Origin of the sequence: Pseudomonas anatoliensis, from assembly GCF_017976235.1 — a bacterium.
Taxonomy (GTDB): domain Bacteria; phylum Pseudomonadota; class Gammaproteobacteria; order Pseudomonadales; family Pseudomonadaceae; genus Aquipseudomonas; species Aquipseudomonas anatoliensis.
This window is the reverse complement of record NZ_JACVHC010000005.1, coordinates 268,298-283,696: the sequence shown is the minus strand read 5'-3', so window position 1 is coordinate 283,696 and position 15,399 is coordinate 268,298. Positions and strand designations below refer to the sequence as shown.

Genomic DNA, 15,399 nt, shown 5'->3' with positions numbered 1-15,399 from the left:
ATTTCCGGGCGCATGCGCGCCGTGATCCAGGTCCTGGAAAACATGTGCATGCGCGGCTCGGTCGAATGCGACTCCGTCATCCTCAGCGACTTCGCCCAGCTCTGCGTGATACCGCTGCGCGATGGGTGTGATGTGCTGGATGTGATCGGCAAACGATTGAGCGCGATGCCTTCCTGAATTTTCAGGAGCCAGATCAAAAGATCGCAGCCTTCGGCAGCTCCTACGGGGTTCAGTGTCGTTCACAAATGCGTGGACGATCGCGGAACCCCTGTAGGAGCTGCCGAAGGCTGCGATCTTTTGACGTTTAGGCCCGCTCGGCTACCAACCCCTGACTTGCTGCCCGGTAAAAGGTAAACTTCGCGGCCTTCGCAGGAGCAATCATGAATTATCGTCACGCCTTCCATGCCGGCAATCACGCCGATGTGTTCAAACACCTGACCTTGACCCGTCTCATCGCCCTGATGTCGCGCAAGGAGCAGCCGTTTGCCTATCTCGACAGCCACGCCGGCATCGGTCTGTATGACTTGCAGGGCGATCAGGCCAACCGTACCGGCGAGTACCTGGAAGGCATCGCGCGTTTGTGGGATCAGCCGGACCTGCCGGCGCTGACCGCCGACTACATGAAAGTCCTGCACGAGATGAACCCGGATGTCCAGTTGCGCTATTACCCGGGTTCGCCGGAGCTGGCGCGGCGTCTGACCCGGCCGCAGGATCGGGTGATGCTCAACGAGAAGCACCCTGAAGACGGCGTGCTGCTCAAAGACAACATGGCCGGCGATCGTCGGGTGAAAGTTCATCTGGGCGAGGGCTGGCATGTTGCGCGGGCGATGTTGCCGGTGCAGGAGAAGCGCGCGGTGATGTTGATCGATCCGCCGTTCGAGCAGCTCGATGAAATGCAGCGTTGTGCGGCGTCGATGAAAGAGGCCATTGGCCGGATGCGTCAAACCGTGACGGCGATCTGGTACCCGGTGAAGGATCAGCGTGCGTTGCGCCGTTTCTATCAGGACCTGGCCGGCACTGGCGCGCCGAAATTGTTGCGCGTGGAGTTGTTGGTGCATCCATTGGATACGCCGAACAGCCTGAACGGCTCGGGAATGGCGATTGCCAATCCGCCGTGGGGGCTGGAGGAAGAGTTGCGAGAGCTGCTGCCGTGGTTGTCGAAGAAATTGGGCCAGACCCAGGGTGGGTGGCAGATGGATTGGTTGATTGCCGAGAGCTGATCAACGGCAAGATCAAAAGATCGCAGCCTGCGGCAGCTCCTACAGGGCTCGGTGAACGCTCACACATTTGTGGACGATCTCGACCCCTGTAGGAGCTGCCGAAGGCTGCGATCTTTTGCTTTAAGGCTTAGTTACCGGCCAGACTCGGTGGCATGCACACGCCGGTGCCGCCAATCCCGCAGTAGCCTTCCGGGTTTTTCGCCAGGTATTGCTGGTGATAAGTTTCGGCAAAGTACACGGTCGGTGCCTGTTCGATCTCGGTGCTGATTTCACCCAGGCCCGCTTTCGACAGTTCAGCCTGATAGGTCGCCTTACTCTCCAGCGCAGCATCCAGTTGCTCTGGCGAGGTCGCGTAGATCACCGAGCGGTACTGGGTGCCGATGTCGTTGCCCTGACGCATGCCCTGAGTCGGGTTGTGCAGCTCCCAGAACATCGCCAGCAATTCTTCGTAGCTGACTTGCGCCTTGTCATACACCACCAGCACCACTTCGGCGTGGCCGGTCAGGCCTGAGCAGACTTCTTCGTAAGTCGGGTTTGGCGTGAAGCCACCGGCATAACCAACCACCGTGCTGACCACGCCTTCGCGCTGCCAGAAGCGACGTTCGGCACCCCAGAAACAGCCCAGACCGAAGATTGCGAAATCGACGTCCTGGAAAAACGGGCCGAGCAGCGGGGTTTCGTCAAAGACGAAGTGCTTTTCAGGCAGGGTCATCGCGGTTTCGCGGCCGGGCAGAGCTTGTTCTTTAGTCGGGAGCACGTTTTTGTTCACCAGAATTTCCGAGCGCAGAACCATGATCGTTCCTCTCAGTCAGGATGGGATGTAAAAAAAGTAGACCGCCAGTGTGCCCAATGATGCCCGATTTCGCACTATTCAATGTAGGAGCTGCCGAAGGCTGCGATCTTTTCATCTTGTCTTTAAAAAACAGGATCAAAAGATCGCAGCCTGCGGCAGCTCCTACATGAGGGGGCGGCGAGATCAGAGGCAGAGCGGGCCGCGCGGGTAGCGTTTGAGGGCCTGGATCAGATCGGCGCCGGGGATCGGCCGGTCGAACAGATAGCCTTGGCCCACATCGCAACGATGGCGACGCAGGAACGCCAGTTGCTCGGCGGTTTCGATGCCTTCGGCCACGACTTTGAGTTTCAGGTTGTGGGCCATGGCGATCACCGCTGAGGTGATTTCCATGTCGTCCTGATTGTCGGGGATTTCGTGGATGAAGCTGCGATCGATCTTGATGACGTCGATCGGGAATTTTTTCAGGTAGCTGAGCGACGAGTAGCCGGTGCCGAAGTCATCCATGGCCAGGGTCAGGCCCAAGCGCTTGAGTTGATCAAGTTGCAAGTGCGTGTCTTCGGTGGCTTCCAGCAGCAGGCCTTCGGTCAGCTCCAGCTCCAGCAGATTGGCCGGCAGCGCTTCTTCCTTGAGGATGTTGGCGATGGACGCGACCAGGTCCGGATCGGAGAACTGCTTGGGCGACAGATTGATCGCCACTTGCAGATTACCCAGACCGGCAGCGGTCAGCGCTTTGCTCATGCGGCAGGCCTGACGGGCGATCCATTTGCCGATCGGAATGATCAGGCCGGTTTCTTCGGCGACGCTGATGAACTGATCCGGACGAATCATGCCGCGCTCCGGATGATTCCAGCGCAACAGCGCTTCCATCCCCAGCAGGCGACCACTGCGCAGGCAGAGCTTGGGCTGGTAAAACACGTCCAGCTCGTTCTGGGTCAGGGCGCGCCGCAAATTGTTCTCGACGAACAGCTTGTAGCTGGCCTCGGCGTTTAGCGCTTCGGTGAAGACTTGTACCTGATGTTTACCGTTGGCCTTGGCCTTGTGCAGGGCCAAACCGGCGTTACGCATCAGGGTTTGTGGGTCGCGGCCGTGCAGGGGCGCGCAGGCAAGGCCCACGGAACCGGTGACGCTGATCAACTGGTTGTCGACGAACATCGGTTTGTCGAGGGTCATCAGCAACTGGCTGGCGATCTGCTGGCCGACCTCAAGGTCGGTGTCGTCGAGCAGCACCGCGAATTCGTTACTGGCGAACCGGGCGAGGCTGCCGCTCGAGCTCAGGCTGTTGCGCAAACGCCGCGCCAGACTGATCAGCAGTTTGTCGCCGGTCTGGTGGCCAAGGCTGTCGTTGATGCGCTTGAAGTTGTCGATGTCCACCAGCAGCAGGCTGATCGGAGTATCGGTATCGCGGGCGAAGCGTTCGTCGAGGTTGCGGATGAACGCCGGGCGGTTACCGAGGTTGGTCAGGTTGTCGGTGTACGCCAGACGTTCGATGCGCTGCTGCGCCAGTTTGGTCTGGGTGATGTCTTCGTAGATGCCGATGTAATGGGTCAGCTCTCGGTTGTCGCCGTAAACCTTGGAGATCGACAACTGCCCCCAGTACGGTTCGAGGTTTTTCCGGCGGCTCTTGAATTCGCCCTGCCAGCTGTTGCTCTTGGCCAGCGCCGAGGGCGCGTCGAACAGCAGCTCGCTGAGGTTTTCCAGGGCCGGCAGTTCCGACAGGCGCTGGCCGTGGACTTCCTCGGTGGTGTACTGGGTGATCGCGGTGAAGCTCGGGTTGACGTACTCGACCACGCCGTCGCAATTGACCAGCAAAAAGGCATTGGCGCTTTGCTCGACCGCACGCTGGAACAGGTGCAGGGCGCTGGTGGCGGTGCGCCGGTTGTGGTTGTTGATCACTTGGGCGAACTGGTCGGCCAGTTCGCCGGCAAAGGCGATTTCATCGGACTGCCAGGCGCGGGTGACGCCGGTCTGCTCCAGGCACAGCACACCGACCACGTGGCCGTCGACGCGGATGCTGGCGTCGAGCATGGCGTTGACGTCGCGCGGGCGAAGCGCTTCGGCCATCTCGCGGGTGCGCGGGTCACGCATGGCATTGTGTGCGTCGATGGCGCGGCTGCTGTGCAGGGCGTCCATGTAATCAGGGAAGCCGCTGATGTCGATCGCGTCCGGGAGAATGTAGTCCTGGGTCGCGCGGTGGTAAGCCGAGATCGGCAGCAGTTGCTGGCCTTCGAGGTTCCACAGGCTGGCACAGTCGATTTCATAGATATCGCAGGCGCAGCGGGTGATCAGTTCGGCGGCTTCTTGCAGCGAGTTGTGCGTGCTGTAGCGCTGGCGGGCGAGTAGCAGAATCAGATCCTGCTGGGCGCGTACTCGATCCAGATGCTGCAGTTGTTCCTGCTGGGCACGCTGATTGAGTTCGAGGGCGATCTGCAAGCGCGAGTTCTGGGTTTCGAGATCGACGCAAGGCAGCAGCGGCGCTTCGTCGAATACGGTATCGACCGCCAGCAGATAGCCGCGCAGCAAGTGACGATTGTGCTGCTTATAGGCTTCGCCGAGTTCCAGAATGGACAGCGCGCCGGCAGGGGTGTGCAGCGTGTAACGCACCAGATAATGCGGGCTGGCACTGAGTTGCAATTGGATCGTGTCGTGCAACTGATAGCGTGCTTCCGGCTCCATCAGGCTGGCGTATGGTGAGCCGACCAGAGCACACAACTCAACGGCCGGTTGACCGAATTGACGTTCGCAATTGGGATCAAGGAACAGCATTGCCCAGCTGGCTTCATTCAAGCGCTCGAAACGCAGCATGCCGAGCCGCGAGGGCACCGGCAATTGCGTCACTACCTCGGCCACCATACGGCTGGCGGCATCGGGTTGGCTCTTCATGGAGGGAAACTCGCTTGGAAATATGCTGAACGCTCTGGGCTCTCGCCCTCTTTACTGTTGCCTGCGGCAAGGTTGCATCATTGCGGCACTGACTGACAAGAGTGATGAAGGCCAAGTGCTATAAGAATGTGTCGGCCGCGCGGGGCATTTCTCCAGTGTCTGTCAGAAAAGAGCTACAGATCGCAGCCTCCGAAAGATCCTACAGGCGAATTTGCCCTTTGTAGGAGCTGCCGAAGGCTGCGATCTTTTAACGCCCTAACGCAGTTTTATCGCGATCGACTGGAGCCTCTTGCCATCCCGGTCATGGTAATTGACCAGAATCTGATCGGCTTCGACCACCACATGGGCAAAGTTGTCTTTACTGACCACCGTGCTGGTCAACTCATGCTGATAGTCGCCCGTCGCCGTACGCACCAGCGGTTGGTCGAGTATAAAAGTGGAAGCCTTGGCGTACGGCAGCAGCATGCTGTTGCACAGGGGCGAGGAAACGATGGTGTGGACTTCAAAGTCCGGATCGTCGCTGTGGGTCAGGCGCGCGGTCAGCGAACCGTGCACGTCGCCCGAGACGAACACCACGTTTTTGATCCCTTGGATGCGGATGGTTTCCAGAAGGCGCAGGCGCTGTTCCGGGAAGGCTTTCCACGCATCGTCGCCGAATTGTTTGCGATCCGGGTAGAACATCACGCTGGTCACTACGAACTTCACCCGCGCCGGACTGCTGATCAGCCACTCCAGCAACGCGTGCTCCTGAGCCTCATCGAGAATGCGTCGATCATCGACTGACAAGTTACGTCGAGTGCGGCTGTCGGTCACGAACCATTCAATGTCACCGTCACTGAACTGATACCAATAGTGCTGAAGTACCGAACGATCAATCTGGCCGTTAGTTGTCAGCGGATGTACCGGGCTGTGACTGGCTTGATACAACTCATAGGCGGCCATGGCATTGCGATATAACGCGCCGTCGGACTTGCTGGCATTGGCCGGCCAGTTATCTTCTATTTCATGGTCGTCGAGAATCATGTAAGTCGAAGTGCTGGACATCAATCGCTTTATATTGGGTTGCGAGAACGCCGCGCGGTATTTACTGAGTATGTCCTTGTATTCGCGATCCGGTGCGATCAGGTTCATGTCGTCGACATAAATTTGATCGCCGGTCATCAGCGTGGCACTGATAGGGGGTTGTGCGCCCTCGATCAATTGATTGATGGACGCAAAGATCCGGTCGCCCAACTGGGGCAGTGAAGCAATGCCGGCGGTCATGCGCAAGTACCGGCAAGAGCCGACAATGTAGGCCCTTGCGCGCATTGCTGTTGAGCGGGTGCGCAAACGGTAGATCTCCCGAGGCCATTGCAGCGGCAGTTCTGCCACCGAGTCCTGGGTATGAACCGGATTCATCGGGCTGAACCAGCCTGCTTGAAATTCGTATTCCGTATCGCTGCTCAAGTGGTTGAGTGCGAAAACTTCCGACATATCTCGCAGATCGCTCAGTTTGGCAAAAATACCGTTAGACCATTGTTGTGTGTCGGCGATGCGATAACGTATCCCGGCAAACACGGTGTTGTTGTCCTGTCGGTCGCCGCGGATAAATATGCGTGCATGATGAGTTGTTACATGGCCGATAATTGGGCCTATAGTTGGTTTTAGCATTTTCGAATCCATTCGAATGAATTACTTGATAAGTTTTGGCGTCAAGTTTGGTTAATAAACTTGCTGCGCCAAGGTTAGTTGCATGTCGAATGGATAAGTCGATGCAAAGTTGACTGGAGTCGTGGCCGATGTCAGCGCAACTTGTAGGAAAAATACGAGACCTGGTTTATTTCAGGCAAAAAAAGCCCCGCCAATTGGCGGGGTTGAGGTACGAGCGTGTGGCGCTCGAAAACGTGGAGCACAAGCGGCCCTCCGTCGCCGGAGGGCCGTCTGGATTACAGCAGGATGGTGCGGATGTCCGCCAGCAGGCTGCCCAAACGCTGGGTGAAGCGTGCGGCAGCGGCGCCGTTGATCACACGGTGATCGTAGGACAGCGACAGCGGCAGCATCAGTTTCGGCTGGAAGGCTTTGCCGTCCCAGACTGGCTGGATGGTTGCCTTGGAAACACCGAGGATCGCCACTTCCGGCGCGTTGACGATCGGCGTGAAGCCGGTGCCGCCAATGTGGCCGAGGCTGGAAATGGTGAAGCAGGCGCCTTGCATGTCGTCAGCGGTAAGCTTCTTGTCGCGGGCTTTGGCGGCCAGCGCAGCGGCTTCGGCTGCCAGTTGCAACAGACTCTTCTGGTCGACGTTCTTGATGACCGGTACCAGCAGGCCATCCGGGGTGTCGACGGCGAAGCCGATGTTGATGTATTTCTTGCGGATGATCGCCTTGCCGCTTGGTGCCAGCGAACTGTTGAAGTCCGGCAGCTCCTTGAGCATGTGCGCGCAGGACTTGAGCAGCAGCGGCAGAATGGTCAGCTTGACGCCGGCCTTCTCTGCAACGGCTTTCTGTGCGACGCGGAACGCTTCCAGCTCAGTGATATCAGCCGAATCGAACTGAGTCACGTGCGGGATGTTCAGCCAGCTGCGGTGCAGGCTCGACGCGCCGATCTGCATCAGGCGAGTCATCGGCACTTCTTCGATTTCGCCGAAACGGCTGAAGTCGACGACCGGAATCGGCGGGATGCCCGCACCACCGGTAGCGCCGGCAGCTGCGGCCGGTGCTTCCTTGGCCTTCTGCATCATCGCTTTGACGTAAACCTGCACGTCTTCTTTCAGAATGCGACCGTGCGGACCGCTGGCGCCGACTGCGTTCAGCTCAACGCCGAACTCGCGGGCCAGTTGACGCACGGCAGGGCCGGCGTGAACTTTCGCGCCCGGCTTGGCCGGGGCGGCGGCTGGTGCGGCTGCAGCAGGTGCAGGTGCAGCGGCAGCCGGGGCAGCAGCGGCAGGTGCCGGAGCACTTGCAGCGGCAGCTGGAGCCGGAGCAGCAGCAGGCGCCGCGCCTTTGACTTTCAGCTTCAGAATCAGGTCGCCAGTGCCGACTTCGTCATCCAGCTTGATGGAAACGCTTTCGACCACGCCAGCGGCAGGCGATGGGATTTCCATGCTCGCCTTGTCGGATTCCAGAGTGATCAGCGATTGGTCAGCTTCAACGCTGTCGCCAGCCTTGACCAACACTTCGATGATCTTGGCCTTGCCGGCCGAACCGATGTCCGGCACGTGGATGTCCTGAACGCTGTCGGCCACCGGTGCAGCTGGCGCGGCTGCCGGAGCAGGCGCAGCAGCAGCGGCCGGCGCAGCAGCCTGAGCCGGAGCGGCAGCAGCAGGGGCCGCAGCACCCGCCACTTCCAGATCCAGAATCAGGTCGCCGGTGCCAACTTCGTCGTTGAGCTTGACGCTGATGGCCTTGACCACGCCAGCGGCAGGCGACGGGATTTCCATGCTCGCCTTGTCGGATTCAAGGGTGATCAGCGATTGATCAGCTTCGACGGTGTCGCCGACCTTGACCTGGATCTCGATGATCTGCGCCTTGCCCGACGAACCGATGTCCGGCACGTGCACTTGCTGAACCGAAGCGGCAGCAGGGGCAGCGGCTGGGGCGGCGGCAGCAGGAGCGGCAGCCGGTTTGGCTTCAGCTTTTGCAGCAGGCGCAGCGGCAGCCGCCGGGGCCGCTTCAGCGGCGCCCTCGACTTCCAGCTCCAGCAGTTCGTCGCCTTCTTTCAGACGGTCGCCCAGCTTCACTTTCAGGCTTTTGATGACGCCGGCTTTCGGGGCCGGCACTTCCATGCTGGCCTTGTCCGATTCCAGGGTCAGGATGCTCTGGTCGGCTTCGATACGGTCGCCGACCTTCACAAACAGTTCAATTACTTCACCTTCACCGCTGCCGATGTCAGGTACGCGAATGAGTTCGCTCACAAAATGTCTCCTCAGCAGTCCAGTGGGTTGCGTTTTTCCGGGTCGATGCCGAACCTGGTGATGGCTTCAGCCACAACCTTGGGTTCGATATCACCACGGTCAGCCAGTGCTTCCAGGGCTGCCAACACCACGAAATGACGGTCGACTTCGAAGAAATGACGCAGTTTCTTGCGGCTGTCGCTGCGGCCGAAACCGTCGGTGCCCAGGACCTTGAATTCCTTGGACGGTACCCACTGACGGATCTGCTCGGCGAACAGCTTCATGTAGTCGGTAGAGGCAATGACCGGACCTTTACGGCCGCTCAGGCACTCTTCAACGTAGCTCTTCTGAGGCTTCTGGCCAGGCTTGAGACGGTTGCTGCGCTCTACGGCCAGGCCGTCGCGACGCAGTTCGTTGAAGCTGGTGACGCTCCACACGTCGGCGCCGACGTTGAACTCTTCACGCAGAATCTTCGCCGCTTCACGCACTTCGCGCAGGATGGTGCCGGAGCCCATCAGCTGTACGTGGTGTGCTGCTTCGCGGGTGTCTTCTTCGAGCAGGTACATGCCCTTGATGATGCCTTCCTCTGCACCGGCCGGCATGGCGGGTTGCTGGTAGGACTCGTTCATCACGGTGATGTAGTAGAAAACGTCCTGCTGCTCTTCGGTCATCTTCTTCATGCCGTCCTGAATGATCACCGCCAGCTCGTAGCCGTAGGTTGGATCAAAGGTGCGGCAGTTCGGGATGGTCGCGGCCAGGATGTGGCTGTGGCCGTCTTCGTGTTGCAGGCCTTCGCCGTTCAGGGTAGTCCGGCCAGCGGTGCCGCCGATCAGGAAGCCACGGGTACGGCTGTCGCCTGCTGCCCAAGCCAGGTCGCCAATACGCTGGAAGCCGAACATCGAGTAGAAGATGTAGAACGGCAGCATTGGCTGGTTGTGGCTGGAGTACGAAGTACCGGCAGCGATGAAGGAGCTCATGGCGCCCGCTTCGTTGATGCCTTCTTCGAGGATCTGGCCCTTTTTGTCTTCCTTGTAGAACATCACCTGGTCTTTATCGACTGGCTCGTAGAGCTGGCCGACGGACGAGTAGATGCCCAACTGACGGAACATGCCTTCCATACCGAAGGTACGGGCTTCGTCCGGGATGATCGGCACGATACGCGAGCCGATTTCCTTGTCCTTGACCAGTTGCGCGAGGATCCGCACGAAAGCCATGGTGGTGGAGATTTCACGGTCGCCCGAGCCGTCGAGGATAGCCTTGAGGGTATCGAGTGGCGGTGTAGGAATGTCGAAAGACTTGGCGCGGCGCTGTGGCACGAAACCGCCCAGTGCAGTGCGGCGCTCGCTCAGGTAGCGGGCTTCGGCGCTGTTTGCCTCTGGCTTGAAGAACGGCAGGTTCTCCAGCTCTTCGTCCTTGACCGGGATGTCGAAGCGATCGCGGAACAACTTCAGGCTGTCGACATCGACTTTCTTGGTGTTGTGCGCAGTGTTTTTCGCTTCGCCGGCACCGGTGCCATAACCTTTGATGGTCTTGGCCAGGATGACGGTTGGTTGTTCTTTGTGGTTGACCGCTTCGTGGTACGCCGCGTAGACCTTGTACGGGTCGTGGCCGCCACGGTTGAGTTTCCAGATCTCGTCGTCGGACAGGTCTGCAACCATTGCCTTGAGTTCAGGCGTGTTGAAGAAGTGTTCACGTACGAACGCGCCGTCTTTGGCTTTGTAGTTCTGGTACTCGCCGTCGATGACTTCGTCCATGCGACGTTGCAGGATACCGTCGACGTCCTTGGCCAGCAGTGGGTCCCAGAAACGGCCCCAGATGACTTTGGTCACGTTCCACTGAGCACCGCGGAACACGCCTTCGAGTTCCTGGATGATCTTGCCGTTACCGCGAACCGGGCCGTCGAGGCGCTGCAGGTTGCAGTTGATGACGAAGATCAGGTTGTCGAGCTTCTCGCGGCCAGCCAGGGAGATGGCGCCCAGGGATTCTGGTTCGTCGCACTCGCCGTCGCCCAGGAAGCACCAGACTTTTTGCTTGCCTTCCGGGATGAAGCCACGAGCTTCCAGGTACTTCATGAAACGTGCCTGGTAGATCGCCTGGATCGGACCCAGACCCATCGATACGGTCGGGAACTGCCAGAAGTCAGGCATCAGCCAAGGGTGCGGGTAGGACGACAGGCCCTGACCGTCCACTTCCTGGCGGAAGTTGTTCATCTGGTCTTCGGTGATGCGGCCTTCCATGAATGCACGGGCGTAAACGCCTGGCGAGGTGTGGCCCTGGAAGTAGATCAGGTCGCCGCCGTGTTCGTCGGTCGGGGCCTGGAAGAAGTAGTTGAAGCCGATGTCATACAGGGTCGCACTGGAAGCGAAGCTGGAGATGTGACCACCCAGGTCAGAATCTTTCAGGTTCGTACGCATTACCATGGCCATCGCGTTCCAGCGTACCAACGAGCGAATGCGGCGTTCCATGAACAGGTCGCCAGGCATGCGTGCTTCGTGGGTGACGGGGATGGTGTTGCGGTAAGGCGTGGTGATGGCGTAAGGGAGCTGCGAGCCGCTGCGGGTCGCGAGTTCGCCCATACGGGTCATCAGATAGTGAGCACGGTCTTCGCCTTCTTTGTCGAGAACCGATTCCAGGGCGTCCAGCCATTCCTGGGTTTCGACGGGATCGAGGTCTTGCATGGCTTGCTCCAGGGCGGAAAGGCTTCCAGAATCGGTTGCCTGAGTTTGCGACTGGCCTTGTGGGCAGACGATTTAAAATTCTTGGATTGCCGACAGGTTGTTCCGGCGGCGTGTAGTTTTACTACAAATCTTCCGGCATTTCAGCCTTTCGAATGTATAGACGAGTAGTAAAACTACAGATGAAAGGCTTGTGGCCTCCGACTACGTTGTGAGAATAATCGTTAAGGTTGGTCGATTGCCATCCGAAAAAGGTGAAAGTTTGATGCTGGCTGCCAAAGAAAAAGAAATTTCAGCTATTTCTAACTTTTGTTCGACAGTCCTTCAGGTAGCGGGTTTTCACCGTTCACTACAAGCGGCCATTTACACGCCGATCAAGGATAGACCATGACCCTGCCCGTGCTTGCCGAACTGCCCGCCATTCTCCTGCCGTTGGTCACTCGATCCGAGCAGTCGTTCCGTACGGCCGTCGCCGCGCTTGAAGACGATCATGGCTTCTCGAACTGGACATCCGAACGCTGGGCGCAATTTGCCCGCGTCACCGGCGCCAGCGAGTTCGTCATTGAACAGAGCGTTCGTGACCCTTTGATGTTACTGACGCTGGTGCAGTCCGGTGAGCTCGACCGGCCGTTTGCGCACGGTGAGTTGTGCGCGCAAATAGCCGCTGCAGTGGATGCCGCCCAGACTGAAGATGAACTCGGCCGCGTCCTGCGCCGTCAGCGCGCACGCCATCAGGTGCGGATCATCTGGCGTGATCTGACCCGCCAGGCAGATCTGGTGCAGACCTGCCGTGATCTGTCGGACATGGCCGACGCCTCCATCGATCAAGCTTATCAATGGTTGTACAGCCGCCATTGTCAGCAGTTCGGCACGCCAACCGGGCGTCGCAGCGGTTTGCCGCAGCAGATGGTCATTCTTGGCATGGGCAAGCTCGGCGCGGTTGAGTTGAACCTGTCCTCGGACATCGACCTGATCTTCGCCTATCCCGAGGGCGGCGAAACCGTTGGCGTGAAGCGCGCACTGGATAATCAGGAATTCTTCATCCGCCTCGGCCAGCGCCTGATCAAGGCGCTGGACCCGATGACCGTCGATGGCTTCGTGTTCCGTGTCGACATGCGTCTGCGTCCGTACGGTTCATCGGGCGCGCTGGTGCTGAGCTTCAATGCGCTGGAGCAGTATTACCAGGATCAGGGTCGCGACTGGGAACGCTACGCGATGATCAAGGCGCGCGTGGTGGCCGGCGATCAAGTGGCCGGCGCACAGTTGCTCGACATGCTGCGGCCGTTCGTTTACCGGCGTTATCTGGACTTCTCGGCAATCGAAGCGCTGCGCACCATGAAGCAGCTGATTCAGCAGGAAGTCCGGCGCAAAGGTATGGCCGACAACATCAAGCTCGGATCGGGCGGGATCCGCGAGGTCGAGTTCATCGCACAGGCTTTTCAGCTGATCCACGGCGGGCGCGATCTGAGTCTGCAACAGCGTCCTCTATTAAAGGTGTTGAGCACGCTGGAAGGTCAGGGTTATCTGCCACCCGCAGTGATCAGCGAGTTGCGCGAGGGGTATGAGTTTCTGCGTTACACCGAGCACGCGATCCAGGCGATTGCCGACCGCCAGACTCAGATGCTGCCGGACGGCGCTCAGGATCAGGCGCGTATCGCGTTCATGCTCGGGTTTGCCGACTGGGAGGCCTTCCATGAAAAACTGATGTTCTGGCGCGGCCGGGTGGCCTGGCACTTTGCACAGGTGATCGCTGATCCTGATGAGGAAGAGGGCACCGAAAGCGAAGTGGTGGTTGGCGGTGAATGGCTGCCGCTGTGGGAAGAGGCGCAGGACGAAGAGGCTGCCTGCCGTCAGTTGGAGGAGGGCGGCTTCAGCGATGCGCCGAAAGCGCTGAAGGCCTTGGCCGGGCTGCGCGGCAGTCCGCAACTGCGGGCGATGCAGCGTCTGGGACGCGAACGTCTGGATTTATTCATCCCGCGCCTGATCGCCCAAGCGGTTGAGCATGACAACCCCGATCTGGTGCTTGAGCGTGTGCTGCCACTGGTTGAAGCGGTGGCGCGGCGCTCGGCGTACCTGGTGTTGCTGACGGAAAACCCTGGTGCGCTGCGTCGTTTGTTGACGTTGTGTGCAGCGAGCCCGTGGATTGCCGAGCAGATCACCCGCTTCCCGCTGTTGCTCGATGAATTGCTCAACGAAGGGCGCTTGTTCAAACCGCCATTGGCGCCGGAACTCGCTGCTGAATTGCGCGAGCGCCTGACGCGGATTCCCGAAGACGACCTCGAACAACAGATGGAAGCCCTGCGCCATTTCAAACTGGCGCACCGCTTGCGCGTCGCCGCATCGGAAATCGCCGGCAGTTTGCCGCTGATGAAGGTCAGCGACTATCTGACCTGGCTGGCCGAGGCGATTCTTGCGCAAGTGCTGGCGCTGGCCTGGCGCCAGACCGTGGCCAAGTACGGCACGCCGTTGCGTACCGACGGTACGTTGTGCGATCCCGGGTTCATCATTGTCGGTTACGGCAAAGTCGGCGGCCTGGAACTGGGGCATGGTTCGGACCTCGATCTGGTGTTCATTCACGACGGCGATCCGCAGGCCGAAACCGATGGCCCGAAACCGATTGATGGCGCGCAATTCTTCACGCGGCTGGGGCAGCGGATCATCCACTTGCTGACGGCGCAGACCAACTCCGGTCAGCTTTATGAAGTGGATATGCGCTTGCGGCCGTCCGGTGCATCGGGGTTGCTGGTCAGTTCGCTCGGCGCTTTTGCCCGCTATCAGGAAAACGAAGCCTGGACGTGGGAGCATCAGGCGCTGGTGCGGGCGCGGGTGCTGGTTGGCAGTCAGGATGTCGGGCAGGCCTTCGAGAAGGTCCGCGCCAAGGTACTGGGTAAAACCCGGGACCTGGCCAAGCTGCAACAGGAAGTCAGCGAGATGCGCGCGAAGATGCGCGACAACCTCGGCAGCAAGAGCACCGCAGCCGGCACAGCGGCAAACGCCTTCGAGGCCACGGCGCCGTTCGACCTCAAGCAGGACGCCGGAGGTATCGTCGATATTGAATTTATGGTGCAATACGCGGCTCTGGCGTGGTCGCAAAGCCACCCGCCACTGCTGCGCTGGACCGATAACATCCGCATCCTGGAAGAGCTGGAACACGAAGGGCTGATGCCTGCCGAAGATGCCAGTCTGTTGCGTGAGGCCTATAAAGCCTACCGCTCCGCCGCCCACCGGCAGGCCTTGCAGAAGGACGCCGGGGTGATTGCCGGCGACCAGTTTGCCGAAGAGCGTCGGCAGGTATTGCGGATATGGAAAGAGATGGGGCTAAGCTGAGTCGCAAATGTGTGAATGAATGCAAAACCCTGTAGGCGCGAGCCTGCTCGCGATAGCGGAGTGTCAGACAACATCGATGTTGAATGTTATGGCCCATCGCGAGCAGGCTCACTCCTACAGTAGATCTGCGGTGAGTCGCAGATGTGTGAATGAATGCGAAACCCTGTGGGAGCTGGCTTGCCAGCGATAGCGGAGTATCAGACGACAATAATGTTGAATGTGACGACCCCATCGCGAGCAGGCTCACTCCTACAATTGATCTGCGGTGAGTGGCAGATGTGTGAATGAATGCGAAACCCTGTAGGAGCGAGCCTGCTCGCGATAGCGGAGTGTCAGACAACATCGATGTTGAATGTTATGGCCCATCGCGAGCAGGCTCGCTCCCACAGTAGATCTGCGGTGAGTCGCAGATGTGTGAATGAATGCGAAACCCTGTAGGAGCGAGCCTGCTCGCGATAGCGGAGTGTCAGACAACATCGTTGTTGAATGTTATGGCCCCATCGCGAGCAGGCTTGCTCCCACAGTAGATCTGCGGTGAATCGCAGATATGTGAATGAATGCGAAACCCTGTGGGAGCTGGCTTGCCAGCGATAGCGGAGTATCAGACGACAATAATGTTGAATGTGACGACCCCG

General features: G+C 59.3%; 9 protein-coding genes. 4 read left to right on the top strand and 5 right to left on the bottom strand.

Annotated features, from left to right (window positions below; all coding sequences use genetic code 11):
- The first annotated feature begins 12 nt into the window (after positions 1-12).
- Both ICA16_RS18130 and ICA16_RS18125 read left to right on the top strand, forming a co-directional pair.
- Positions 13-177 (top strand): hypothetical protein, encoded by a 165-nt coding sequence (locus ICA16_RS18130; protein ID WP_210554456.1) that lies wholly within the window; start codon positions 13-15, stop codon positions 175-177.
- 203 nt (positions 178-380) lie between these two features.
- A complete protein-coding gene (locus ICA16_RS18125; protein WP_210701187.1) occupies positions 381-1,220 on the top strand; it encodes a 23S rRNA (adenine(2030)-N(6))-methyltransferase RlmJ in 840 nt (279 codons plus the stop codon).
- Between the two features lie 127 nt (positions 1,221-1,347).
- Here the strand turns inward: ICA16_RS18125 and msrA are convergent, their stop codons facing one another.
- The 5 genes from msrA to aceE all read right to left on the bottom strand — a co-directional run bounded on the left by msrA (position 1,348) and on the right by aceE (position 11,440).
- Positions 1,348-2,013 carry a peptide-methionine (S)-S-oxide reductase MsrA gene (gene msrA, locus ICA16_RS18120; RefSeq protein ID WP_150604885.1) on the bottom strand — a complete coding sequence of 222 codons (666 nt, stop codon included), beginning with the start codon at positions 2,011-2,013 and terminating at the stop codon, positions 1,348-1,350.
- Between the two features lie 183 nt (positions 2,014-2,196).
- Positions 2,197-4,893, bottom strand: coding sequence for a putative bifunctional diguanylate cyclase/phosphodiesterase (locus tag ICA16_RS18115; RefSeq protein ID WP_150617528.1), 2,697 nt, complete (start codon positions 4,891-4,893; stop codon positions 2,197-2,199).
- A gap of 255 nt (positions 4,894-5,148) precedes the next feature.
- Positions 5,149-6,543 carry an alkaline phosphatase D family protein gene (locus tag ICA16_RS18110; RefSeq protein WP_210701186.1) on the bottom strand — a complete coding sequence of 465 codons (1,395 nt, stop codon included), beginning with the start codon at positions 6,541-6,543 and terminating at the stop codon, positions 5,149-5,151.
- A 275-nt stretch (positions 6,544-6,818) separates the two neighbouring features.
- Complete coding sequence (aceF, locus tag ICA16_RS18105) at positions 6,819-8,783, bottom strand: dihydrolipoyllysine-residue acetyltransferase (RefSeq protein WP_210701185.1); 1,965 nt, start codon at positions 8,781-8,783, stop codon at positions 6,819-6,821.
- 11 nt (positions 8,784-8,794) lie between these two features.
- On the bottom strand, positions 8,795-11,440 hold the full coding sequence (gene aceE / locus ICA16_RS18100; RefSeq protein WP_150602689.1) for a pyruvate dehydrogenase (acetyl-transferring), homodimeric type: 2,646 nt from the start codon (positions 11,438-11,440) through the stop codon (positions 8,795-8,797).
- 262 nt (positions 11,441-11,702) lie between these two features.
- Between aceE and ICA16_RS28305 the strand changes: the two genes are divergently transcribed.
- Together ICA16_RS28305 and glnE are read left to right on the top strand one after the other, a co-directional pair.
- On the top strand, positions 11,703-11,828 hold the full coding sequence (locus ICA16_RS28305) for a hypothetical protein (protein ID WP_263596704.1): 126 nt from the start codon (positions 11,703-11,705) through the stop codon (positions 11,826-11,828).
- Positions 11,825-14,764: a bifunctional [glutamate--ammonia ligase]-adenylyl-L-tyrosine phosphorylase/[glutamate--ammonia-ligase] adenylyltransferase gene (gene glnE, locus ICA16_RS18095; protein WP_210701184.1), complete on the top strand. Its 2,940-nt coding sequence runs from the start codon at positions 11,825-11,827 to the stop codon at positions 14,762-14,764. Before ICA16_RS28305 ends, glnE begins: the two co-directional genes overlap by 4 nt.
- Positions 14,765-15,399: the final 635 nt, after the last annotated feature.

What these genes read in the sequence shown, in the direction of transcription:
- ICA16_RS18130 (WP_210554456.1), top strand. Translation starts at nt 13, where the DNA reads ATGCGCGCCGTGATCCAGGTCCTGGAAAACATGTGCATGCGCGGCTCG.
- ICA16_RS28305 (WP_263596704.1), top strand. Translation starts at nt 11,703, where the DNA reads ATGCTGGCTGCCAAAGAAAAAGAAATTTCAGCTATTTCTAACTTTTGT.
- ICA16_RS18125 (WP_210701187.1), top strand. Translation starts at nt 381, where the DNA reads ATGAATTATCGTCACGCCTTCCATGCCGGCAATCACGCCGATGTGTTC.
- msrA (WP_150604885.1), bottom strand. Translation starts at nt 2,013, where the DNA reads ATGGTTCTGCGCTCGGAAATTCTGGTGAACAAAAACGTGCTCCCGACT.
- ICA16_RS18115 (WP_150617528.1), bottom strand. Translation starts at nt 4,893, where the DNA reads ATGAAGAGCCAACCCGATGCCGCCAGCCGTATGGTGGCCGAGGTAGTG.
- ICA16_RS18110 (WP_210701186.1), bottom strand. Translation starts at nt 6,543, where the DNA reads ATGCTAAAACCAACTATAGGCCCAATTATCGGCCATGTAACAACTCAT.
- glnE (WP_210701184.1), top strand. Translation starts at nt 11,825, where the DNA reads ATGACCCTGCCCGTGCTTGCCGAACTGCCCGCCATTCTCCTGCCGTTG.
- aceE (WP_150602689.1), bottom strand. Translation starts at nt 11,440, where the DNA reads ATGCAAGACCTCGATCCCGTCGAAACCCAGGAATGGCTGGACGCCCTG.